The sequence below is a fragment of the Desulfovibrio piger genome, from assembly GCF_951793255.1.
Classification (GTDB): Bacteria; Desulfobacterota; Desulfovibrionia; order Desulfovibrionales; family Desulfovibrionaceae; genus Desulfovibrio.
This window is the reverse complement of the sequence record NZ_OX636706.1, coordinates 2223297-2242463: the sequence shown is the minus strand read 5'-3', so window position 1 is coordinate 2242463 and position 19167 is coordinate 2223297. Positions and strand designations below refer to the sequence as shown.

At 60.7% G+C, this 19167-nt stretch carries 12 protein-coding genes; 4 read left to right on the top strand and 8 right to left on the bottom strand.

Annotation, left to right across the window (positions count from 1 at the left end):
- Nucleotides 1-11: 11 nt before the first annotated feature.
- From Q4I12_RS09955 to Q4I12_RS09920, 8 genes are all read right to left on the bottom strand, one after another.
- Nucleotides 12-802, bottom strand: a protein-coding gene (locus Q4I12_RS09955; protein ID WP_437438857.1) for an IS5 family transposase whose coding sequence is annotated in 2 segments (ribosomal slippage) — nt 12-460 and nt 460-802 — 792 coding nt in all. Because the reading frame shifts where the segments join, the coding sequence is not laid out codon by codon here.
- 467 nt (nt 803-1269) lie between these two features.
- Nucleotides 1270-2181, bottom strand: coding sequence for a glycyl-radical enzyme activating protein (locus tag Q4I12_RS09950; RefSeq protein ID WP_302261461.1), 912 nt, complete (start codon nt 2179-2181; stop codon nt 1270-1272).
- Between the two features lie 64 nt (nt 2182-2245).
- Nucleotides 2246-4738 carry a (2S)-3-sulfopropanediol dehydratase gene (gene hpsG, locus Q4I12_RS09945; RefSeq protein WP_204673965.1) on the bottom strand — a complete coding sequence of 831 codons (2493 nt, stop codon included), beginning with the start codon at nt 4736-4738 and terminating at the stop codon, nt 2246-2248.
- Nucleotides 4739-4792: 54 nt separating this feature from the next.
- Nucleotides 4793-6193: an MFS transporter gene (locus Q4I12_RS09940; protein ID WP_204625438.1), complete on the bottom strand. Its 1401-nt coding sequence runs from the start codon at nt 6191-6193 to the stop codon at nt 4793-4795.
- A 13-nt stretch (nt 6194-6206) separates the two neighbouring features.
- A complete protein-coding gene (locus Q4I12_RS09935; protein ID WP_302261460.1) occupies nt 6207-7853 on the bottom strand; it encodes an amidohydrolase in 1647 nt (548 codons plus the stop codon).
- 417 nt (nt 7854-8270) lie between these two features.
- Nucleotides 8271-10703: a pyruvate formate lyase family protein gene (locus tag Q4I12_RS09930; RefSeq protein WP_302261459.1), complete on the bottom strand. Its 2433-nt coding sequence runs from the start codon at nt 10701-10703 to the stop codon at nt 8271-8273.
- On the bottom strand, nt 10703-11689 hold the full coding sequence (locus Q4I12_RS09925; RefSeq protein WP_302262105.1) for a glycyl-radical enzyme activating protein: 987 nt from the start codon (nt 11687-11689) through the stop codon (nt 10703-10705). The genes Q4I12_RS09930 and Q4I12_RS09925 overlap by 1 nt, the downstream gene beginning before the upstream one ends.
- A complete protein-coding gene (locus Q4I12_RS09920) occupies nt 11689-13485 on the bottom strand; it encodes a sigma 54-interacting transcriptional regulator (RefSeq protein ID WP_204673969.1) in 1797 nt (598 codons plus the stop codon). The genes Q4I12_RS09925 and Q4I12_RS09920 overlap by 1 nt, the downstream gene beginning before the upstream one ends.
- A gap of 356 nt (nt 13486-13841) precedes the next feature.
- Here Q4I12_RS09920 and Q4I12_RS09915 point away from each other — a divergent pair, with 356 nt between their 5' ends.
- From Q4I12_RS09915 to Q4I12_RS09900, 4 genes are all read left to right on the top strand, one after another.
- Nucleotides 13842-15011 (top strand): MFS transporter, encoded by a 1170-nt coding sequence (locus Q4I12_RS09915; protein WP_302261458.1) that lies wholly within the window; start codon nt 13842-13844, stop codon nt 15009-15011.
- Between the two features lie 9 nt (nt 15012-15020).
- On the top strand, nt 15021-15860 hold the full coding sequence (locus tag Q4I12_RS09910; RefSeq protein ID WP_204625444.1) for an amidohydrolase family protein: 840 nt from the start codon (nt 15021-15023) through the stop codon (nt 15858-15860).
- A 38-nt stretch (nt 15861-15898) separates the two neighbouring features.
- Nucleotides 15899-17056 carry an iron-containing alcohol dehydrogenase gene (locus tag Q4I12_RS09905; RefSeq protein ID WP_302261457.1) on the top strand — a complete coding sequence of 386 codons (1158 nt, stop codon included), beginning with the start codon at nt 15899-15901 and terminating at the stop codon, nt 17054-17056.
- Between the two features lie 419 nt (nt 17057-17475).
- Nucleotides 17476-19128, top strand: coding sequence for a bifunctional metallophosphatase/5'-nucleotidase (locus tag Q4I12_RS09900; RefSeq protein WP_367891470.1), 1653 nt, complete (start codon nt 17476-17478; stop codon nt 19126-19128).
- Nucleotides 19129-19167 lie beyond the last annotated feature (39 nt).

The following is a 19167-nucleotide window of genomic DNA, read 5'->3' as shown; positions in this document are numbered from 1 at the left end:
TCATTTCATAATTAATGGGCAATTTTTATAACTCTTCTCAACAAAATCATAGAAAAAGCAAGGTGGACAAGAGCCGTAAAACGTTCAACGCACCTTTCCCAACGAGTTATTGCCTTTTTAAATTTGTTAAGCCACGCAAAAAGGCGTTCAATTTTCCATCTTCTTTTGTAACGGCGCAAGAGCCGTCCGTCTTGCGTCGCCGGCTTTTTACGATTCTTGCGGTGCGGCGCGATGAGTTCAATTCCCTGAGAAGCAAGGGCTTCATCAAGCGGATCGCTGTCATAGGCACGATCCCCAATAATTCTTCGGGATCGTCCCAACGTGACAATTTCATTGATTGTAGCCTGGACAAGTCTGACTTCATGAGGGTTAGCAGAATCCGTGTACACGGCGATAGGTAAACCAGAAGCGTCAGCAATAACCATGAGCTTCGTACCTTTGCCCCGCTTGGTCTTTCCCACTTTTGGGCCCCTTTTTTTGCGACAACGAATGTGCCGTCAATGAAGCATTCTTCCAGATTTATCAGGCCATTATCTTCAAGATGCCGGGCCAGAGACTCCAGAATTTTTCGAAGCCTTCCATCTTTTACCCATTTGCTGAATCTCCGATAGCAAGTTGCGGAAGATGGAAACCTGTCCGGTAAGTCCGCCCATGCCGCGCCTGTACGCAAGACCCAGAGGACGCCATTTAAAACTTCTCTGTCAGAATGAATTTGTGGACGTCCTGCGCCTGTGCGCTCTTTCTGAAAAAGAGGTTCCAGGACAGACCATTGATCATCAGTTAGCATTTCGGCTTTGCTCATTTTTTGAGACTAACCGAAACCTTAAATTTTCTCCAGAATTATGAAATGACTTCTAATCAATAGCTAATTCCCTGGCATATCAGCAGGCAATATTTTCTGCATCAGCAGAAAGCACTCCCTTCATCATGTATCCTGGCTTCTCTTCCTTCCTTTCCTGGATGCCGACGGCACCGATAGCAAAAATAAAAAATTATTTCAAGGATGATGCTTTCAAGAATAAATACACAATAAGCAATAATTTTATTATAAAAACAATTTAGTCGAAAAATAAACAATCCGTCATCATTCTAATACATAATAAATAGCTATTAAAACATATAACATGATCTATTCAAGAAATACATAAACAACATTCTATTATCAGGATAAAAAATCAATACATACCTATATTCAAAAATGAAAATATCCTCCAATGCTGGCAGCACTGGAGGATATTCCGGCAATGGAGACACATTCTTTAACGGACATCAGTCCTTTTCCGGGAAAACTTCCTCGACGATACCCCGCAGGCGCGCCAGTATCCCGGCGTCCACCTGAGCAGGGCCGCCATAGGGATATTCCCTGCCCAAAAAGCGGTATTTCTGCTCACCCATACGGTGGTAGGGCAAAAGCTCGTAATGGACGGCATCCATGGAGCGGGCCAGCTCGACGATACGCCGGATCAGCTCTTCGTCATCATTGATACCGGGGATGAACGGCGTACGCAGGTGGATGGGCAGATGCGGATACGCGCTCCGCACAGCCGCAAGGTTGCGCAGGATGCGCTCATTGCCCATGCCCGTCGCCTTTTTGTGGGCCTTGCTGTCCAGATGCTTGATGTCGAACAAAAGGTAGTCGAGCTTGCCGCAGGCGGCAAGGATGGTCTCTTCGGGGGCCTGACCGCAACTTTCCATGGCGGTATGCACGGCCCGGTGTTCCGCCTCTTCCAGGATGGAGAGGCAAAAATCCCCCTGCTGCAACGGCTCGCCGCCGCTCAGGGTCAGGCCGCCGCCGGAGCGGGCATAAAAGGCGGCATCTTCTTCCACCTTGTCCAGCACTTCGCGGGCCGTCATGGTCTTGCCGTAAAAGGTCAGCGCCTGTCCCGGACAAACCTCCGCACAGGCACGGCAAGCAGGATCGCAGCGTTCCCTGTCCCGATGGATGCCGTCCTGCTCGAGGCGGAGGGCCTGTTGCGGACAGGTGGCCACACAGCGCCCGCAGCCAAGGCATTTGTCCGCATTGTACGCCAGTTGCGGTGCGGCCTCCTGGGATTCGGGATTGCTGCACCACAGGCAGCGCAGCGGACAGCCCTTGAGGAAGACCAGCGTCCGTATGCCCGGGCCGTCATGCACGGAATAGCGCTGGATGTTGAAAACGGTACCGCGATTCTTGTCCGACATGGCATCTCTCCCGAAAGGCGGAAGGGGGCCGAAGCCCCCTCCCTGAGGTTGGATTGGCGATTTACTAGACCTGCTCGTGCTGGGTACGGGCGATGAGGTCGTCCTGCAGATCCTTGGACAGTTCCGTAAAGTAGGCGCTGTAGCCCGCGATGCGGACGATGAGGCCGCGGTACTTTTCCGGATCCTTCTGGGCATTGACCAGGGTCTGGCGGTTGACCACGTTGAACTGCACATGCCACAGCCGCAGGTCCACGAAGGCGCGGATGAAGCTCACCAGCTTGCGGGTACCTTCCTTGCCAGCCAGGCAGCTGGGGGTGAACTTGATGTTCAGCAGGCGGGCGGCACGCTGGAACATGTTGTAGTTCTTGGAGTTGAAGTTGGAGAGCAGCACCGCGGTAGGCCCGTTGACGTCGGCGCCGTGCGAAGCGGAAGAGCCGTCGGACAGCGGCGTCCAGGCCTTGCGGCCATTGGGCGTGGCGGAGACCACGCGGCCGAAGGGCACGTGCGAGGTGAAGGGCACCATGCGGAAGTCGCACTTGATGCCCAGACGGGGCGCGTACTTCTTGCTGAATTCCTGGGCCAGGCGGTCGATCTCCAGGCCGATGCTGTCGGCGTAATCATCATTATTGCCGTAGCAGGGGGCACTCTGCAGCATCTTGCGGACGTCTTCCTTGCCTTCGAAGTTGCATTCCAGAGCGTCCAGCAGCTCCTGCATGGTCAGTTTCTTGTCGTCGAAGACCAGCTTGCGGACAGCCGACAGGGAATCGATGGCCGTACTGTAGCCCAGGCATTCGAAGTAGCCGAGATCCAGGCCGCCTTCGTAGTGGTGATCCTGGTGCAGGTCCACGCATTCCTTCATGGCCAGCACATGCAGGGCATCGGAGATGGGCGTGGCAAAGTGCTGCGCGCGGGCCTTGATGATGTGGTACTGCTGCATGAAGGCGTGGCGCATCAGGTAGTTCTGCTGGGTGGCGTAGGCCTGCCAGAACTCTTCCCAGGTGGTGAAGTTGCGCACGTCACCGGTTTCCACGGTCAGCAGTTCGTCGCCGTACTTCTTCATGCGGCCGTTGTAGAGCACCAGTTCCACGGCGGCACCAAAGTTCATCTGGGCATGGCCGCTGGTGTAGGTATCCACGCGGGGCATACGGATCTCGGCACAACCGGAAGCGGCATAGTCATAGATGTCTTCCAGGGGAGCGCCCTTGGCCAGATGCAGGGGGATGATCTCGTCGTCATTGAGCAGCTTGGGGAAGCCGCAGCCCTGCTTGATCATCTCGGCCACAGCAGTCAGGAAGCGCTCGGGAGAACGGCTGTGCACACGGGCGGCCAGGTCGGGGTAATGCAGGGGGCATTCCCGCTTGGAACGCATGATGATGTAGGACAGCTCGTTGGTGGCGTCGCGGCCGTCGCGGGTCTGGCCGCCCACGGTCACGGCTTCCCAGTGGGAATAGCCTTCATGCGTGGCCTTGTTGTAGGGCGTGATGGCCAGGTCCAGGCACTGGGCCATGCTGGCCCACATGCACTGGAAGAGCTCGATGGCGCCTTCCTCGTCGATGCGGCCTTCGGCCAGGTCCTTCTGGTAGTAGGGCCAGAAAAGCTGGTCCATGCGGCCGTTGGTGGGGTTGGAGCTGATCTTCTGCTCCAGGCGGGCAAAAGCCTGGGTGAACCAGTGGGCCTGGATGGCTTCATGGAAGGTGCGCGGCGGGTTCTCGGGCACCCATTCGCAGTTGGAAGCGATGGTCAGCAGCTCCTGCTTGCGGCGGGGATCGGTCTCTTCGGCGGCCTTGCGGCGGGCCAGTTCCGCATGGCGGCGGGCCCAGGTGACGATACCTTCACTGACGGTGACGATGGCTTCCAGGTAGGGACGCTTTTCGCTCTGGTCCACCGGATCGTCGGGATCCAGTTCGGCCATGCGGGCCAGGGCTTCTTCACGGATGCCCTTGAAGCCCAGCTTGAACAGGCGTTCCCAGTCCAGGCACCACTGCAGGCTGGAACGATTGGAGGCCGTTTCGCAGCAGATGTAGCGGGAGATGTAGCCGCCCTTGTCGGCATAAGCCAGGCGGTGGGACTCGGGATCCAGACGGCTGTTCAGATCCTGGTGGAAGGTCTTGTCCTTCCAGTAGGGGGTGATGATCTCTTCCACGGCGCGGGCGTCTTCGGCGTTGACGTCGAAGGGGGAAGCCTCGTGGCCGGGCAGTTCCTTGAGGGCGGACGCCTGATAGTCGCCGTCCAGTTCGGGATACAGGATGCCGTAACGGGCGCCCTGCTGGCCGCAACGACCGGCGATGAGCTGGTCATCGTCGATGTAGACGGTCATGTTCTCGCCGATGTGCTTGAGGGCCTTGGCCCAGCGCAGCACCAGCAGTTCGCCTTCGGTCTGCTTCATGGATTCGGTGAACAGCAGCGCGCGCTCCACGTCGATATGGGGCTTTTTACCTTCAAAGGCAGCCACCAGACGGTACAGGCGGGGATGCTTTTCAGCATAGGGATTGCTCTTGCCGGCGATGGTATCGAGAAGGAGCTGTTCCTGTTCGGAATAAGTGCAGGCACACGACATGATATGTTCCTCCAGGGCCCGCAGGCCCGTTGTTTGTTCTTGTTGTACGATCCTCTACTTGCCGCTGGAGCTGCCCGTGGCGTCCACGCTCTTGCCCATGGTCTCCTGTCCCCAGATGGCCAGGAGCGCCGTGGAGACGAGGTAGCAGATGGCCAGGAACCAGAACACCGCGTGCTGGTTGCCGGAGGCGATGAGGAAGGCGATGAAGTAGGCCGCCAGCACGCCGCCGCAGATGCGGCTCACGGCTTCGCCGAGACCGGCGCCCGTACCGCGCAGTTCCGTGGGATACTGTTCGGCGATGTAGAGCTTGCAGATGGAGAAGATGGCATTGCCGAAGAAGGCCAGGGCCGTACCCACGATGAGCCAGGCATTGAGGCTCTCCACCATGGTCAGCAGGATGCTGCAACCGGCGGTCAGCAGGGCCAGGATGATGTACATGGGCTTGCGGCCGTACTTTTCGATCATGTGGCCGCAGACCATGCCGGCCACGGCACCGATGGCCATCATCAGGCCGCCCATCAGCACGGAGCTGGACATCTGGAAGCCCTTGCCCGTGAGGATGGTGGGCGCATAGACCATGACCACGTACCAGAACACCAGGGCGGCCGAGAACATGGAGTAGGACACGATGGTGCGGCTCAGGTACGGGGGCTTGAAGAGCATGGTCCAGCTGACCTTGGGCTTGTTGCCGGAGCGGGCTTCGTTCACGGCGGTCAGGATGGCGGGATCCATGTAGTTCTTGTCATGCTCCATGCCCAGGCTGCTTTCCAGGCGTTCCACCAGGGCCTCGGCTTCGTCATGACGGTTGTGGCGCATGAGCCAGCGGGGAGATTCCGGCATGTACTTGTGGATGAAGTATAGCATCACGATGGGCAGACCACCCACGAGGAAGGGCAGCTTCCAGGCCACTTCCAGCGGGAAGGTGGCCACGGCCCAGGCGCCGAAGGAAGACGGCAGCACATAGGAGAGCACGAGGATGGAATTGCAGTAGGCAAAGGTGACGCCGCGCTGCTTGGCCCCCACCAGCTCGGAAATGTACAGGTACGGGATGGGGAAGACGGCGCCCGAACCAAGGCCGCTCAGGAAGCGCATGGCCACGACCCAGTAGAAGTTCTCCATCAGGGGGCCCATGAAGGTGAAGACCGTGAAGATGAACACGGCCCAGAAAAGGACGCGCTTGCGACCATAACGGTCCGAAAGGAAGCCGCAGCTGAAGGTGCCCAGCACCACACCGATGGTGGAGCAGGTGGCCAGCAGGCCGGTCTCCGCCGGGCCGAGGTTCCAGATCTGCTTGAGGACCAGCACGGTCTGGCCGATCAGGCCCAGGTCAAAGGCTTCCACCACGCTCACCGCGGCCAGCACGGCGATGATCTTCAGCATTTCGCTTTTGACCGGCAGGCGGTCGAAGCGGGACAGGCAATTGGCCTCGCGATGTATCAGGGACTGGTTTTCCATGATCTCCTCCATCCTAGGAGCGGCTGTACACGACATCGCCGCCCACATAGGTGCGCAGCACGGCAATGTCCTTGATGTGTTCGGGGGCGACCGTCAGGGGGTTCTCGGCCAGCAGGACCATGTCGGCGTACTTGCCGGGCGTCAGGGACCCCTTCACATGCTCCTCGAAGTTGAGGAAAGCAGCATGGATGGTCACGGCCTTGAGGGCCGACATGACCGTCACGGCCTGGTCAGGCCCGTACACGGTGCCCTTGCGGCTGGTGCGGGTCACGGCCGTGCAGACCTGGATCAGGGGATCCACCGGCGTGATGGGGGCGTCGGTATGCAGGTTGTAGGGCAGGCCCAGTTCATCAGCGTCATGGCAGGGGCAGAAGCGGGCCACACGGTCCGCGCCCACATAACCGGCATGGATCTCGCCCCAGTGGTACAGAGGGCTGATGAAGAAGCAGGGATAGGCCCCGGCAGCCTTGAGACGCTGCAACTGGCTGTAGCTGGGATACTGGCAATGGATGACCAGGTGCCGCGCATTGGGACGGGGATGGAGCTGCTGCAGGCGCTCGTAGGCCTGGGTCACGATCTCGATGCCACCGTCGCCATTGGCATGGATGGCGATCTGCCAGCCGGCCTTGTGGATGGGCAGGATCTTTTCCACCAGCTCGTCCACGGTATAGAGGAATTCACCGCGGTAATCCGCGCCCTTGGCAGGATCCACGAAGGGATAGGGCTCCAGGAAGTAACCGGTATGGCCGCGCGGATCCCCGTCGGCCCACAGCTTGGCCGCGCCCATGGTCACCCGGCCGTTGCCGGAAAGATCCGTGCCGGGCACATGGTTGGGATACGGAGCCAGGCGGCTCATGTCATTGGCGCGGATGAAAAGCACGGTACGGATGGTCAGGGTGCCGTCGTGCACGCAGTCCAGGACCAGCTCGGTCACCTTGTGGCCCAGTTCCGCATCCATGGGAGAAAAGGCCGGGCCACCCTGCGCCGTGGTGATGCCGCAAGAGGCATAGCGGGCGCTGTCGTCAGCCAGGGCCGCACGCATCTCGTCCAGGGTAAAGCCGGGGATGTGCTTGCGCACCAGGGTCTGGGCCGGGATGCCTTCCAGGATGCCGTTGGGCTCGCCCTGGGCATCACGGCCGATGATGCCGCCGGCCGGATCGGGCGTATCACGGGTGATGCCCGCGATCTCCAGGGCCTTGCTGTTGGCGATGCCCGTATGGCCCGTCACACGGCGGAAAAAGATGGGAACGTCCGTGGAAACTTCATCCAGGATCTCGCGGGTGGGATAACACTGCTCCTCCATGCCTTTTTCGTCGAAGCTGTGCCCGACGACCCACTGGGAAGGACGGTCGTCATGCAGCTTGCGGCGCAGGCTCTCCTTGAGGGCTTCCATGTTCTCCACAGCACAGTCGGCCGCATACAGACGGTTCATGCCGCCGCTGCAAAAATGACTGTGCCCGTCGATGAATCCCGGCAGCAGCGTGCCCCCTTCCAGAGAAACCAGGTCGGCGCCATCGCCCACAGCCTGCTTCACATCCTTCAGAGAGCCCGTGGCCACTATACGCCCGTCCATCACGGCCAGCGCTTCGACCTGGGGGAAATCCGCATCCATGGTCAGGATGGTACCGTCATGGTAAATGGTGATCTTATGGTTTGCCATTGGGAAACTCCTGTTGATTTCTTGGTCCGTATAAAGCAAAGGCTGTGCCACAAAAATAACAAGCAATATTTTCAATATGTTAAAAAATAATCCTCTCGATTCCTTTTGTGATTATTGCATTATTGCAATAATCAATGCCCGTGCGACGCCTGCACATTTGCAAATTCGCAGTGTACATTCTATTTCATAAATAAAATAAATAAAAACAAATAGTTATAATATTTATTTCATTTTTGCAATACTGTAGGGATGCAATGTAAAAGTAAATAATGATTATCCATAATATTAAATGGAATGCATCCTTTCGAAAACGAAGGGGAAAATGATGCCGACAAAGGACATCAGGGCACAAAAAAAGGGAACGCACAGCGTTCCCTTTTTTCGCATATAAGGAAAAGGTTCACATGAAACAGGCCATCATGTCTGGATGTCCTGCTCCAGCGCATCCCGCAACAATTCCGCCTGGACCTCCGGTCGAAGCGGCCCCGGAAGGGCCGCATAGCCCTCGAAAGGCATCATCTGGGCATAGAATTTTTCTTTGTCGTTACGAGCGGCCAGCAGCTGCAGGGCATCCTGCATGCAGATATTGAGGTGCCAGTGCTTCTGCCGGCTCCAGGTCCTGACAAAAGCCGCCATCCTGGCGCAGCCGTCCTTACCAGCCACCGCACGCGGCGGCATGGGGATCTCCAGCATGCGGGCGGCACGGGCCAGGCCCCGCTCATATTTGCAGGCAGCCACGGAATGCAGGATCGCCGTAAAGCCGTTGCGGGCGCAGCCCGCCCCCGGCGAGATCCCTGCGGAAAGCGCATCGCCGGCCCGGCGCCCGTCAGGCGTGGCGCCCGTGACGCCCCCCATGGCCCGGTGACTGGTCACAGGCACGTAGAAGATCTCGGGGGTGCCGCCGTAATAATTGAGATGGCGGCCACAGAACTCGACCATGAAACGGTCGAGCCTGGCAGCGATGTCGTCGACCCTGTCATCCTGATTACCGAACTTGGGAGCGGCCAGACAGTACTGACGCTCCAGCTCGAAACCTTCGAAGTTGTTCCTGAGAGCTTCCAGAAGGCGGGCCATGTCCAGAACGCGCCGCTCATAGACCAGCCAGCGGATGGCCGCCAGCGAATCCACCACTGTCGCGAAGCCGGTAGGGCCGATCTGCCCGCCCAGGATCAGGGCGCCTTCCAGTCTGCCCACGTTGATGTCCCTGCCCTGCTCCATACACAGGTCATGCAGGCTGGAAAGCAACGGTGCCGCCACATGGGCGGGGCGCAGGGTATCCGCCACATATTGCTGGATGAGGACCTGCTCCAGAATGAAGGAAAGCTGGGCGAAAAAGGCTTCCTCAAAGGCAGCGTATGTGCTGAAAGCACACGGATCGCCTGTCTCCAGCCCCAGCCGGCCGCTTCCCTCCATGCTGCAATGCCCGTCATACAGCACCATCTCGAGCACGGCCGCAAGGTTGAACCAGGTCGTGCCGGTCAGATAAGTCGTCCGGTTGATCAGACGCACCTCGCTGTACCCGGAGCCGCTGTAGTCACGCGCCTCCTCAAGGCCGGCCCCTTTCCTCACGAGCAGATCGATGATCTCGACATCGTTCATGAATTTCGGTCCGCGCCCCTCCCGGATGGCGGCACAGGCCGCCTGCAGCAGATCTTCCGGCGTCTTTTCGTGGATCCGCAGGCTGAGTTCGGGATAATCCAGCGGGAACTCGCGCCGGGAACGCAGCAGCAGCCAGGAAAGCTCGTTGGTGGCATCACTGCCGTCCGCCAGCTGGCCCCCGATGCAGGTGTGTTCCCAGTGGGCATTGCCTTCATAGATCTGGATCCCGGCCGCCGTCGGCTGGACACGCACGAACTGCGCCATGTTCAGCCACAGGCAGTCCAGCAGCTCCAGGGCCTGATCTTCGTCCAGGCGGCCCTCCTCCCTATCCTTCTTGTAAAAAGGATACAGGTACTGATCCATGCGGCCGTTGCTGATGATGCCGCCGTGCAGCTGTTCCAGGCGCGACACCAGCTGGGTGAACCATTGGGCCTGCAAGGCCTCGTGGAACGTACGGGCGGGCTGCCAGGGCACATGCTCGCAAATGGCCGCGATGCGCTCCAGCTCTTCACGGCGCACGGTATCGCCACAGGCCGCCGCCTGCTGCCGGGCAAGCGCGGCATAGCGGCAGGCAAAGCTCCGTATGCCTTCGCAAAGGATCATCACCGCCCGGTAAAAAGGTGCCTTGTCCCAGTTGTTGGACGGGTCGTTGATGTCCAGGGCATCCAGGCGCCGGGCGGCCTCCTGATAGATGCCGCAAAAGCCCCGTTGCAGGACCTTGCCGTAATCCAGCACCCACTGCAGGGAATGGCGGACCGTGGCTGTCTCGTGGATGATGAAGGACGGTACGTAGATGTCCCCGTCCTTGTAGAGGAGCCTGCGCAGATGCAAGGGCACCGCATCGGCCAGACTTTCCCGGAAGGTCCTGCCGGCCCAGAAGGGCAGCAGCTCGTCGCGTATGACGGCGATGTCCTGCCCGGAAAAATGATGCGGCATATCTTCCGCCGACTCCAGCAGGCTGCCGGCGGTGGCAAAATAGGCTCCTTCCAGTTCGGGATAAAGGATGCCGTAGCGCCCTTCAGGCCCGCCCCTGCCCACGATGAGCTCGTCCGGCAGGATCCGCACGTCTATATTCTCCATGACGTGCGCCAGGGCCTTGGCCCAGCGCACCACCAGCGGCAGGTGCTCGGTAGTGCGGAACGAACGGGTGAAATAACGTGCTCTGTCCACCGACAGGCGAGGCACCTGGCCCGCGAAGCGGGACAATATGCGGGCCGTACGTGCCCGCGGACTCGTCATGACAGTCTTCATCACGCCGCCCCTTCTGCCCGTCCGTGCCGCGCCTCACGACGGCAGGCCGCCACCACGGCCCGCAGCTCCTGCAACTGGGCGCTGTCGGGACCAACGCTGGCCAGCTGGGAACGGACCATCCCGAGCTGGGCATATTTTTCTTCCCCCACCGGCAGGCACGGCAAAAGCTCGTGGCGCGTCACCGTGGGCAACTGGGCCACATGCCGTGCCATGTCCCGGATATCCGCCTCATTGTCATTGAAGCCCCGGACGACCGGGGTCCTGACCCAAAGGGGCAAGGCCGGGAACTCACGCACGATCCTGTCCAGATTTTCCAGTATCCGGCTGTTGTCCATATGGGTGAACGCCCGGTGCTGGCGGCTGTCCAGATGCTTGAGGTCGAAGATCAGCAAATCGCAATGCCGCAGGGCCGTCCTGTTTTCCGGGGCATCCAGATCGAACCAGCCGCAGGTCTCGATAGCGGTATGCAGTCCCTTTTGATGGGCCAGCGTCATGACTGCGGCGGCCAGGGTCGGCCGGACCAGCGGCTCACCGCCGCTCAGGGTCAGCCCCCCGCCGGAGGTGCAGTAAAAATCCCTGTCTTTTTCCGCTTCCTGCACGATGTCCGCGGCCGTCATGGCCCGCCCTACCAGCGAGAGCGCCCCCGAGGGACAGACCTGCGTGCACTCTCCGCAGACACGGCAAAGCTGCCGCCGCACCACGGGCCTGCCGTCCGTATCCGGTCCCGGCGGGACGATCCCTCCGGACCGGCATACCTCCAGACACCTGCCGCAGGCCGCCGCACCGATGCAGAACTGCGGTACATAGCGCAATTCCTGCTGAAAATGCAGGCTCTCGGCATTGTAGCACCACGGGCAGCGCAAGGGGCAGCCCTTGAGATAGACCGTCGTCCGCCAGCCGGGCCCGTCCTGGACGGCCCCCCGCTGGATATGGGAGACCAGGACCATCTCTCTGGAAAGATTCTCCACTGCTTCCCCGTATGCCATCACGCCTTACCTTCCTGTCCCATGTTGTGCTGCGCGAGCTTGCGCCACAGGGTGGTGGGATGCATGCCCAGCATCTGGGCCGCCTCATGCATGGTCGCGCAGCGTTGCAGCGCCTGCCGCAGGCATTCCTCCTCCACGGCAAAAAGGATGTCCTTCAGGGGCTTGCCGTGCTGGTAGACCAGGCTCGCGGCATCCCCCTCCTGTTCGGCCGGGGCTGCCGCCTGCGCCGCCCCTCCCTGCCGCATGGCGAGGGGCAGGTCTTCGGGCCGCAGGACATTGCCTTCGGACATGACCAGCATCCACTCCATGATATTGCCCAGCTCCCGGGCATTGCCCGGAAAGGAGTGAGAAAGCAGCAGGTCGATGACCTCGGGAGAAAGGCGCTTCCGGCAGCCATGCCGGGCGTTATGCCTGTCCAGCATGTCCAGGGCCAGCGCATAGATATCTTCCTTGCGTTCCCGCAATGGCGGGATCAGGATCGGGATGACGTTGAGCCGGTAAAAAAGGTCCTTGCGGAACCTGCCCTGCTCCACATCCTCGGCCAGGTTCCTGTTGGTGGCCGCCACGATGCGGACATCCACGGAGACCGGCTTCGTCCCCCCCACCCGCAAAAAGGCGTGCTTGTCCAGTGCTTCCAGCAGCTTGACCTGCATGGGCAGGGGAAGTTCGCCGATCTCGTCAAAAAAGACCGTACCGCCGTGGGCCGCTTCCAGCAAGCCTGTCTTGCCCTTGGGATTGGCGCCGCTGAAGGCCCCACGTTCGTAGCCGAAAAGCTCGCTCTCCATGAGCTGCTCGGGGATGGCACCGCAGTTGATGGAAACGAACGGCCCGCTCTTCCGGGGCGAAAGACGGTGGACGATGGCCGCCAGCATGCTCTTGCCCACCCCCGATTCTCCCTGCAGGAGGACGGAGCTGTCCGTCTGGCTGACCTTGATGGCCCTGTCGACCACGCGACGTATGGCCGCGCTGCGGACGACCATGCCCACTTCCTGGGTCACCTGACTGAAGATGTCGCCCCCGTGTGCCACGGCTTCCGCCTCTTCGGCACTCCGGCGGCTGTCTTCCAGCTGCTGGCGCACATAATCGAAACGCTCCAGATCCATCAGCGAGACCACGACGAAGCGGGGCTTTTTGTGATTGTCCAGAGAAGGGACCGACCACAACAGCAGGGGCCGTCCCTGGCAGCGGGCGATGCTCTGGGCAGGCAGGGCCCGCTGGAGGCAGTGCGCAACCTCCACGGCCAGCTCGGGAAAATCTTTTTCCAGCTCGCGCACGTTGCGCCCCTGCAAGCTGTCGCGCTCCATGGCGCACAAGCGACAGCAGGGAGCATTGACCCGCAGGATGCGCCCTTCCGCATCCGTCACCAGTACGGCCTGCGGCAAGGCCTCCAGCAATCCTTTCAGCTGGCTGTCCAGCTCCCGATACGCCCCCAGCTGGCGCACCACGGCATCCAGCGATGAGATCTCCTGCATGGCGCAGACCACGCCCGCCACCTTGCCGTTTTGCAGGATAGGCAACCGGTTGGCCACCACCGTGGCCGCAGGCAGGTGCATGGTCTGCCCCAGCAGCGGTTTTCCCGATGTCAGGACCCGTTTGGCTTCCACCCAGTCAGCGGCATTGAAATCCGCCAGCGGATACCCGGGAAAAGGCGTCTCGCCCCCCTGGTAAAAGCGCCTCATGCTTTTATTGACGGCAATGATGCTGCCGCTGGCATCCACCACAAGGACACCATCGCTCATGGCATCCAGGATGGGCATGAGGGGGACAAGCTGCTGCGGCAAAAGTTGAATACCCATAGAACTCATGGCACGCCCTGAAAAGATTGGAGATATGTCACGGTACAGACCGGCAGGCCGGAGCGGCCCCGGCTGTTTTTGCGATGATACTGCATTTATGCAAATTGTGAAGACTTTCCTTTGCTACAGGGATCATCATGCATTTGCGCAATGCAAATATGCAATACCCTCCTTCTATACTCCTCCCCTGTCTGCGAGGGGCAGGCCATCCATAAAAAACTATTTAATAAATATTATAAACTAGTTATACGTAAAAACATAGTAAATTCCCCATAACGGCACCCTTTTTGCTTTGCCCCTCCGCAACGGGGAGATCCTGCCAGCCTCCCCAAAACCATGCGGAGGAAGCAGTCCCCATGTCCATGCGTTCACCGGCCCCCAGCCTGGGCAAGGTGGAATTCCTTGTCCTGCTCTGGACGACCTTTGCGGCCTTTGCCGCTCTTTATGGTCCCCAGCCTCTGCTGCCGGTCATCCAGCAACATTTCGGGGTCGGCAGCCAGTCTGCCAGTCTGCTCATGACGCTGGCAATCCTGCCGCTGGGGCTGGCGCCGGTCTGCTATGGCTATATCCTCAACCTGTGCAGTACCCGCCGCCTTTTGCAGCTGACCACAGCTCTGTGCGCTCTTGTCCTGCTGGCAGCCTCGTTTACGACGGCCTTCTGGCAGCTGCTGGCCCTGCGCACCCTGACCGGGCTGCTGGTCCCTGCCATCCTGCTGGCCCTGATGACGCACATCTCCCTGCACAGCCGGCAGGAGTCCCTGCAACGGGCCATGGCCATCTATACCACGACCACCATGTTCGGGGCCTTCCTGGGCAGGATAGGTTCCGGTTTCATCACCAGCTGGCTTGGGTGGCAGGCCGCCTTCCTGACATATGCCCTTCTGCTGGGATCTGCACTGCCCTGCCTCCTGCTTTTGCAGCGGACCAGGAGCGCACAGCATGACGTTTTCTCCCCGGCCCACCTGTTAGGGGTGCTGCGCCAGCCGGGCCTGCTGCTGCTCATCCTCATCGGCCCCCTGTGCATCTTCGCGCATGCCTCTGTCCTGAACCTGGCGCCCTTCCGTATGCGGGAACTCCTGCCTGATGCCGGCAGCTGGGCTACAGGCCTGCTCTATGTCCCTGCCTTCATCTGCTCCCTGCTGGGGATCTTTTCCAAAAAGATCATGCGGTTGCTGCACGGTGAGATGCGCACGATCCGTTGCGGCGTCCTGCTCTTCCTCGCCTCTGTCCCGAGCCTTCTCCCTTCGAGCCCGCTCTCCCTGCTCCTGGCCATATTCGGTATGACGACGGGCTTCGTACTGGTCTACACCACGCTGCCCGGCGTGGTGAACCGCATGAGCCTGGCCGAAAAGAACATGACCAATGGCGTCTATCTTTCCGTTTACTACACCTTCAGCGCCCTGGGGACCTGGCTGCCTGTCATGGTCTACAGCCACTTCGGCATCGTTTCCTATGTCCTCTGCCTCACGGGCGTCTTCGCTCTGGCCCTTTCCCTCGTCCGCAAGAACCTCACCATCAACCTATAAGAGAACATCATGAAGATCATCGACTTCCGCTATCGTCCCAGCACCCGTGCCTCTCTCGACAGTGTCATCAAAAACCCCGTGTACTGCGAATACATCAAAAAGACGGATTTCTGCTCCCGCCCCGAGAAGAGCCTGCCGGAGTGCATTGACGAACTGCGCGGCCTCGACATCGCCAAGGCTGTGGTCTCCGGGCGCGACATCGAATCCACCTATGCCATCCAAAGCACCAATGACGACGTGCTGCAATGCATGGCGGCCGCACCCGACCTGTTCATCGGCTTCTGGGCCTATGATCCCCACAAGGGCATGACGGCAGTGCGCCGCTTCCGCAAGGCCGTTCTCGAAGACGGCATCCGCGGTGCCGCCATCGACGCCGCCATGGCCCACTGTGCCGTGGACGATGCCAAATTCTATCCGCTGTACGCCATGTGCTGCGAGTTTGACATCCCCGTCATCATGACCGCCGGTCTTTCGCCCTTCATGCCCAAGGTAGTCCTGGATTCTACCGATCCCCGCCACATCGACCGCGTGGCCACCGACTTCCCCGAACTGAAGATCCTGCTCAGCCACGGCGGCTATCCCTGGGTGCTGGAAGCCATCGCCCTGGTCCTGCGCCACAGCAATGTCTACATGGACTTCTCCACCTGCGAATCCAAGCTGATGGGACAGAACTACATCCAGGCCGCCAACGAATACATCACGGACAAAGTCGTCTTTGCCAGCGCCAATCCCTTCGTGGAAGTCCACAAGGCCGTCGAAAAATATCAGCGCCTCGATCTTACTGAAGAATGCCGCCGCAAGCTCTTTTATGAGAACGGCATGAAGCTGCTGGGCCTCAGCAGCCTGTAGGCAGGCGTACCGGAACCATCAACATCAAAGAGAACACCATGGACATCACGACGTTCAAGATCTGTCGCCGTATCGTCAACGGATGCGGCAGCTTTTACGGGAATATCGCCGAAGAGGCCGCCTCGCTGAACGGCCACAGGATCTTTCTGGTCTGCGATCCCATCCTGGCCAAGCTGGGCCTGACGGAGAAGACCGCGGCCCTGCTGCGTGAAAAGGGCTTTGAGGTGGCGATCCATGCCGACGTGGAACCCGAACCCCGGGTGGAGAGCGTCCTGGCCGCCGCCGAGCAGGCCCGTGCCTTTGGGGCCGACTGTGTCATCGGCATCGGCGGCGGCTCCTCGCTGGATACCGCCAAGACCTGCTCCGTGCTGCTGGGCAACCAGCAGGACATCCGCGAACTGTACGGCATCGAAAAGGTGTCCAAGCCGGGAGCGCCCCTGATCCTCGTCCCCACGTCTGCCGGTACGGGAAGCGAAGTCACGGACATCGCCATCCTCTCCGACGAAGCCGCCCAGCTTAAGATGGGCATCGTCAGCCGCCATATGCTGCCCGCCAGCGTGATCCTGGATCCCGAACTGACCCTGAGCCTTCCCAAGGGCCCCACCGCGACCAGCGGCATGGATGCCCTCATCCACGCCATGGAAGCCTACACCTCGATCCATGCCACGCCCCTTACCGACATGTGGGCGGAGCATGCCATCGCCCTCATCGCTCCCAACCTGCGCAAGGCCTGGGCCCGCGGTGAGGACATCCAGGCCCGGCAGGCCATGCTGACCGGCAGCTTCTACGCCGGTGTGGCCTTTTGCAATGCAGGCGTCACGGCCGTGCATGCCTTTGCCTATCCCATCGGCGCGCGCTACCACATCCCGCACGGTCTGGCCAATACCCTGATGCTCCTGCCCGTCTTCCGCTTCAACATGGTAGGCAATATGGAACGCTTTGCCCGACTGGCCGCCATGCTGGGAGAAAACACCACCGGTTTGAGCCACGAAAAGGCCGCCGGTCGCTGCCTTGATGCTCTGGAAAGCCTGGCCCGCGACCTGCAGGTGCCCCGTCATCTTGCCGATTACGGCGTCACGCCCGACGATGTACCCGTACTGGCCGAATCCGTACTGCAAGTGACCCGCCTGCTGGGCAACAATCCGCGCAGCGTCTCGTTGCAGGATGCCATCAACATCTACCGGGAAGCGCTCTAACGCCTCTCCCCGGCCTGTCTGACCGGCAGGCTGCCAGCCATACACACCATTGCCCCGATCCGGCAACATGTCCAACGGCACTTGCAGTCATGCAGGTGCCGTTTTTCTGTTCCCGGGGGCCTCAGCCAAAAGCAAAACAAAGGCACACCCGCCACCCCGGATATGCCCTTCCCTTTCACGCCCTCCCCGTATAACAATCGTCGGGCGAGGGACGGGTTGCCTATCCCGTCCGTGCATACCGTCCGGCTGCGGCCATCCTGCCCCAAGGAAGGCACAGGCACGCTGCCTGCGCATGACCAGCCTCACCATGCGATCCTGCAACGGATGCCTCCATGCATAAGCCTGGCAGGCATTGGGGCCCTCACCATCGTGCTGGCGTCGGCTCTCCCGCACATCAGGCAAACAGAAAGGATATATCCATGCATCACCTGCTACGGGAACGAATGCGGCTCCTGCCGTTCACGGCCCTCCTCTGTGCTCTTTTCCTCCTCATGGTTGCCTGCGCTCCTGCGCACCGCAAGACAACCCCGGATGCAGGTCTGGAGCTGCGCCTCCTGCACGTGAATGATACCCATGCCTTTCTTGCCGGTATCGATGAGCACATGAACGCCTGTTTCGAGGCCGCGGACTGCCGCGGCGGCCTGGCTCGCATCAGCGCAGCCATCCAGACTGCCCGGCAGGAGCAGGACAACGTCATCGCCCTGGACGCGGGCGACCAGTTCCAGGGCACCCTGTTCTACAGCGTCAACAAGTGGCCCGTGATCGCCGCTGCGGACGCGCTGCTGCCCTACGACGCCATGACCTTGGGCAATCATGAGTTCGACGAAGGATGCCGCGAACTGGCCCGTTTCCTGGAGGCCCAGCCCCTGCCGGTGCTGGCCGCCAATCTGACGCCGCAGCAGGGCTGCCCGCTGGCCGGGAGCCGCATACTCCCCTACCTTGTCCGGACGGTACGCGGGACCAGGGTGGGCATCATCGGGCTGGCCAATGACGAAGTCACCGGACTGGCGGCCGCCTGCCCCCGGACCACGTTCCGGGATGCACGGACAACACTGCAGCAGTACGTCGCCGAGCTGGAGGCTCAGGGCATCCGGCATATCATCATCGTGACCCATCTGGGGCTGGAACGGGACAGGGAGCTGGCCCGCAGCGTCAACGGCGTGGATGTCATCGTGGGCGGCCATACCCACACCTATCTCGGCCCCGGCTCCAAGGATGGCCCCTACCCCATCGTGGAACACGCGCCGGATGGCGCTCCTGTCCTCGTGGTGACAGCCGCCCGTGCGACCCGCTATCTGGGGGATCTGAGCATCACCTTCGATGCGGCGGGCACCCCTGTGTCCTGGACGGGCGGTCCCCGGGAACTCCTCCCGGCCCTGCCGCAGGACGAAGCCATGACCCGTCTGGTGGCCGGCTACGCGAAGAGCCTGGAGCGCTATCGTACGGAGATCGTAGGCCGCCACAGCGTGCGGATGCCGGACGGCATGGAAGCCTGCCGCAAGGGCGACTGCTTCAGCGGCCTGCTGACGGCAGACGCTTTTCTGGAATACGGAAGGAAACAGGGGGCCCGCCTGGCTCTGGTTAACGGCGGCGCCATCCGGGCCTCCCTGCCCGCAGGCGACATTTCCCGGGGAGATCTGCTGGCCCTGCATCCTTTTGACGGTCAGGTGTATGTCCGCGAATATTCAGGCAAACAGATCATGGACGCCCTGGAGCACGCCGTGTCCGGGCCCGACGGGGAAGGGCCGCAGCTGCTGCAGGTGGCGGGCCTGGCCTATGAGGCGGACACCAGCCGCCCTGCAGGCCGGCGTCTGCAGGCCGTCCATATCGTGGACGAACGCGGTCGGCGGCATGTGCTCGATCCTCAGGGCCGTTATGGTGTGGTCCTGAGCGATTTTCTGGCGTCAGGCGGCGACGGTTTCGGGATGTTGCGGCAAGGCCGTCTGCTGGCCACCAGTCCCTTGTCCGTCAGGGAGCTGACGGGCGACTACATCCGGCGTCATTCCCCGCTGACGGCACCACGAGGGGAACGTATCATCCTTGATCGGGCGAACGTCCAGAGCCCGCAGTAAGCCGGGAGAGGACGGCAAACAGGCCCCCGGAAGGATCGA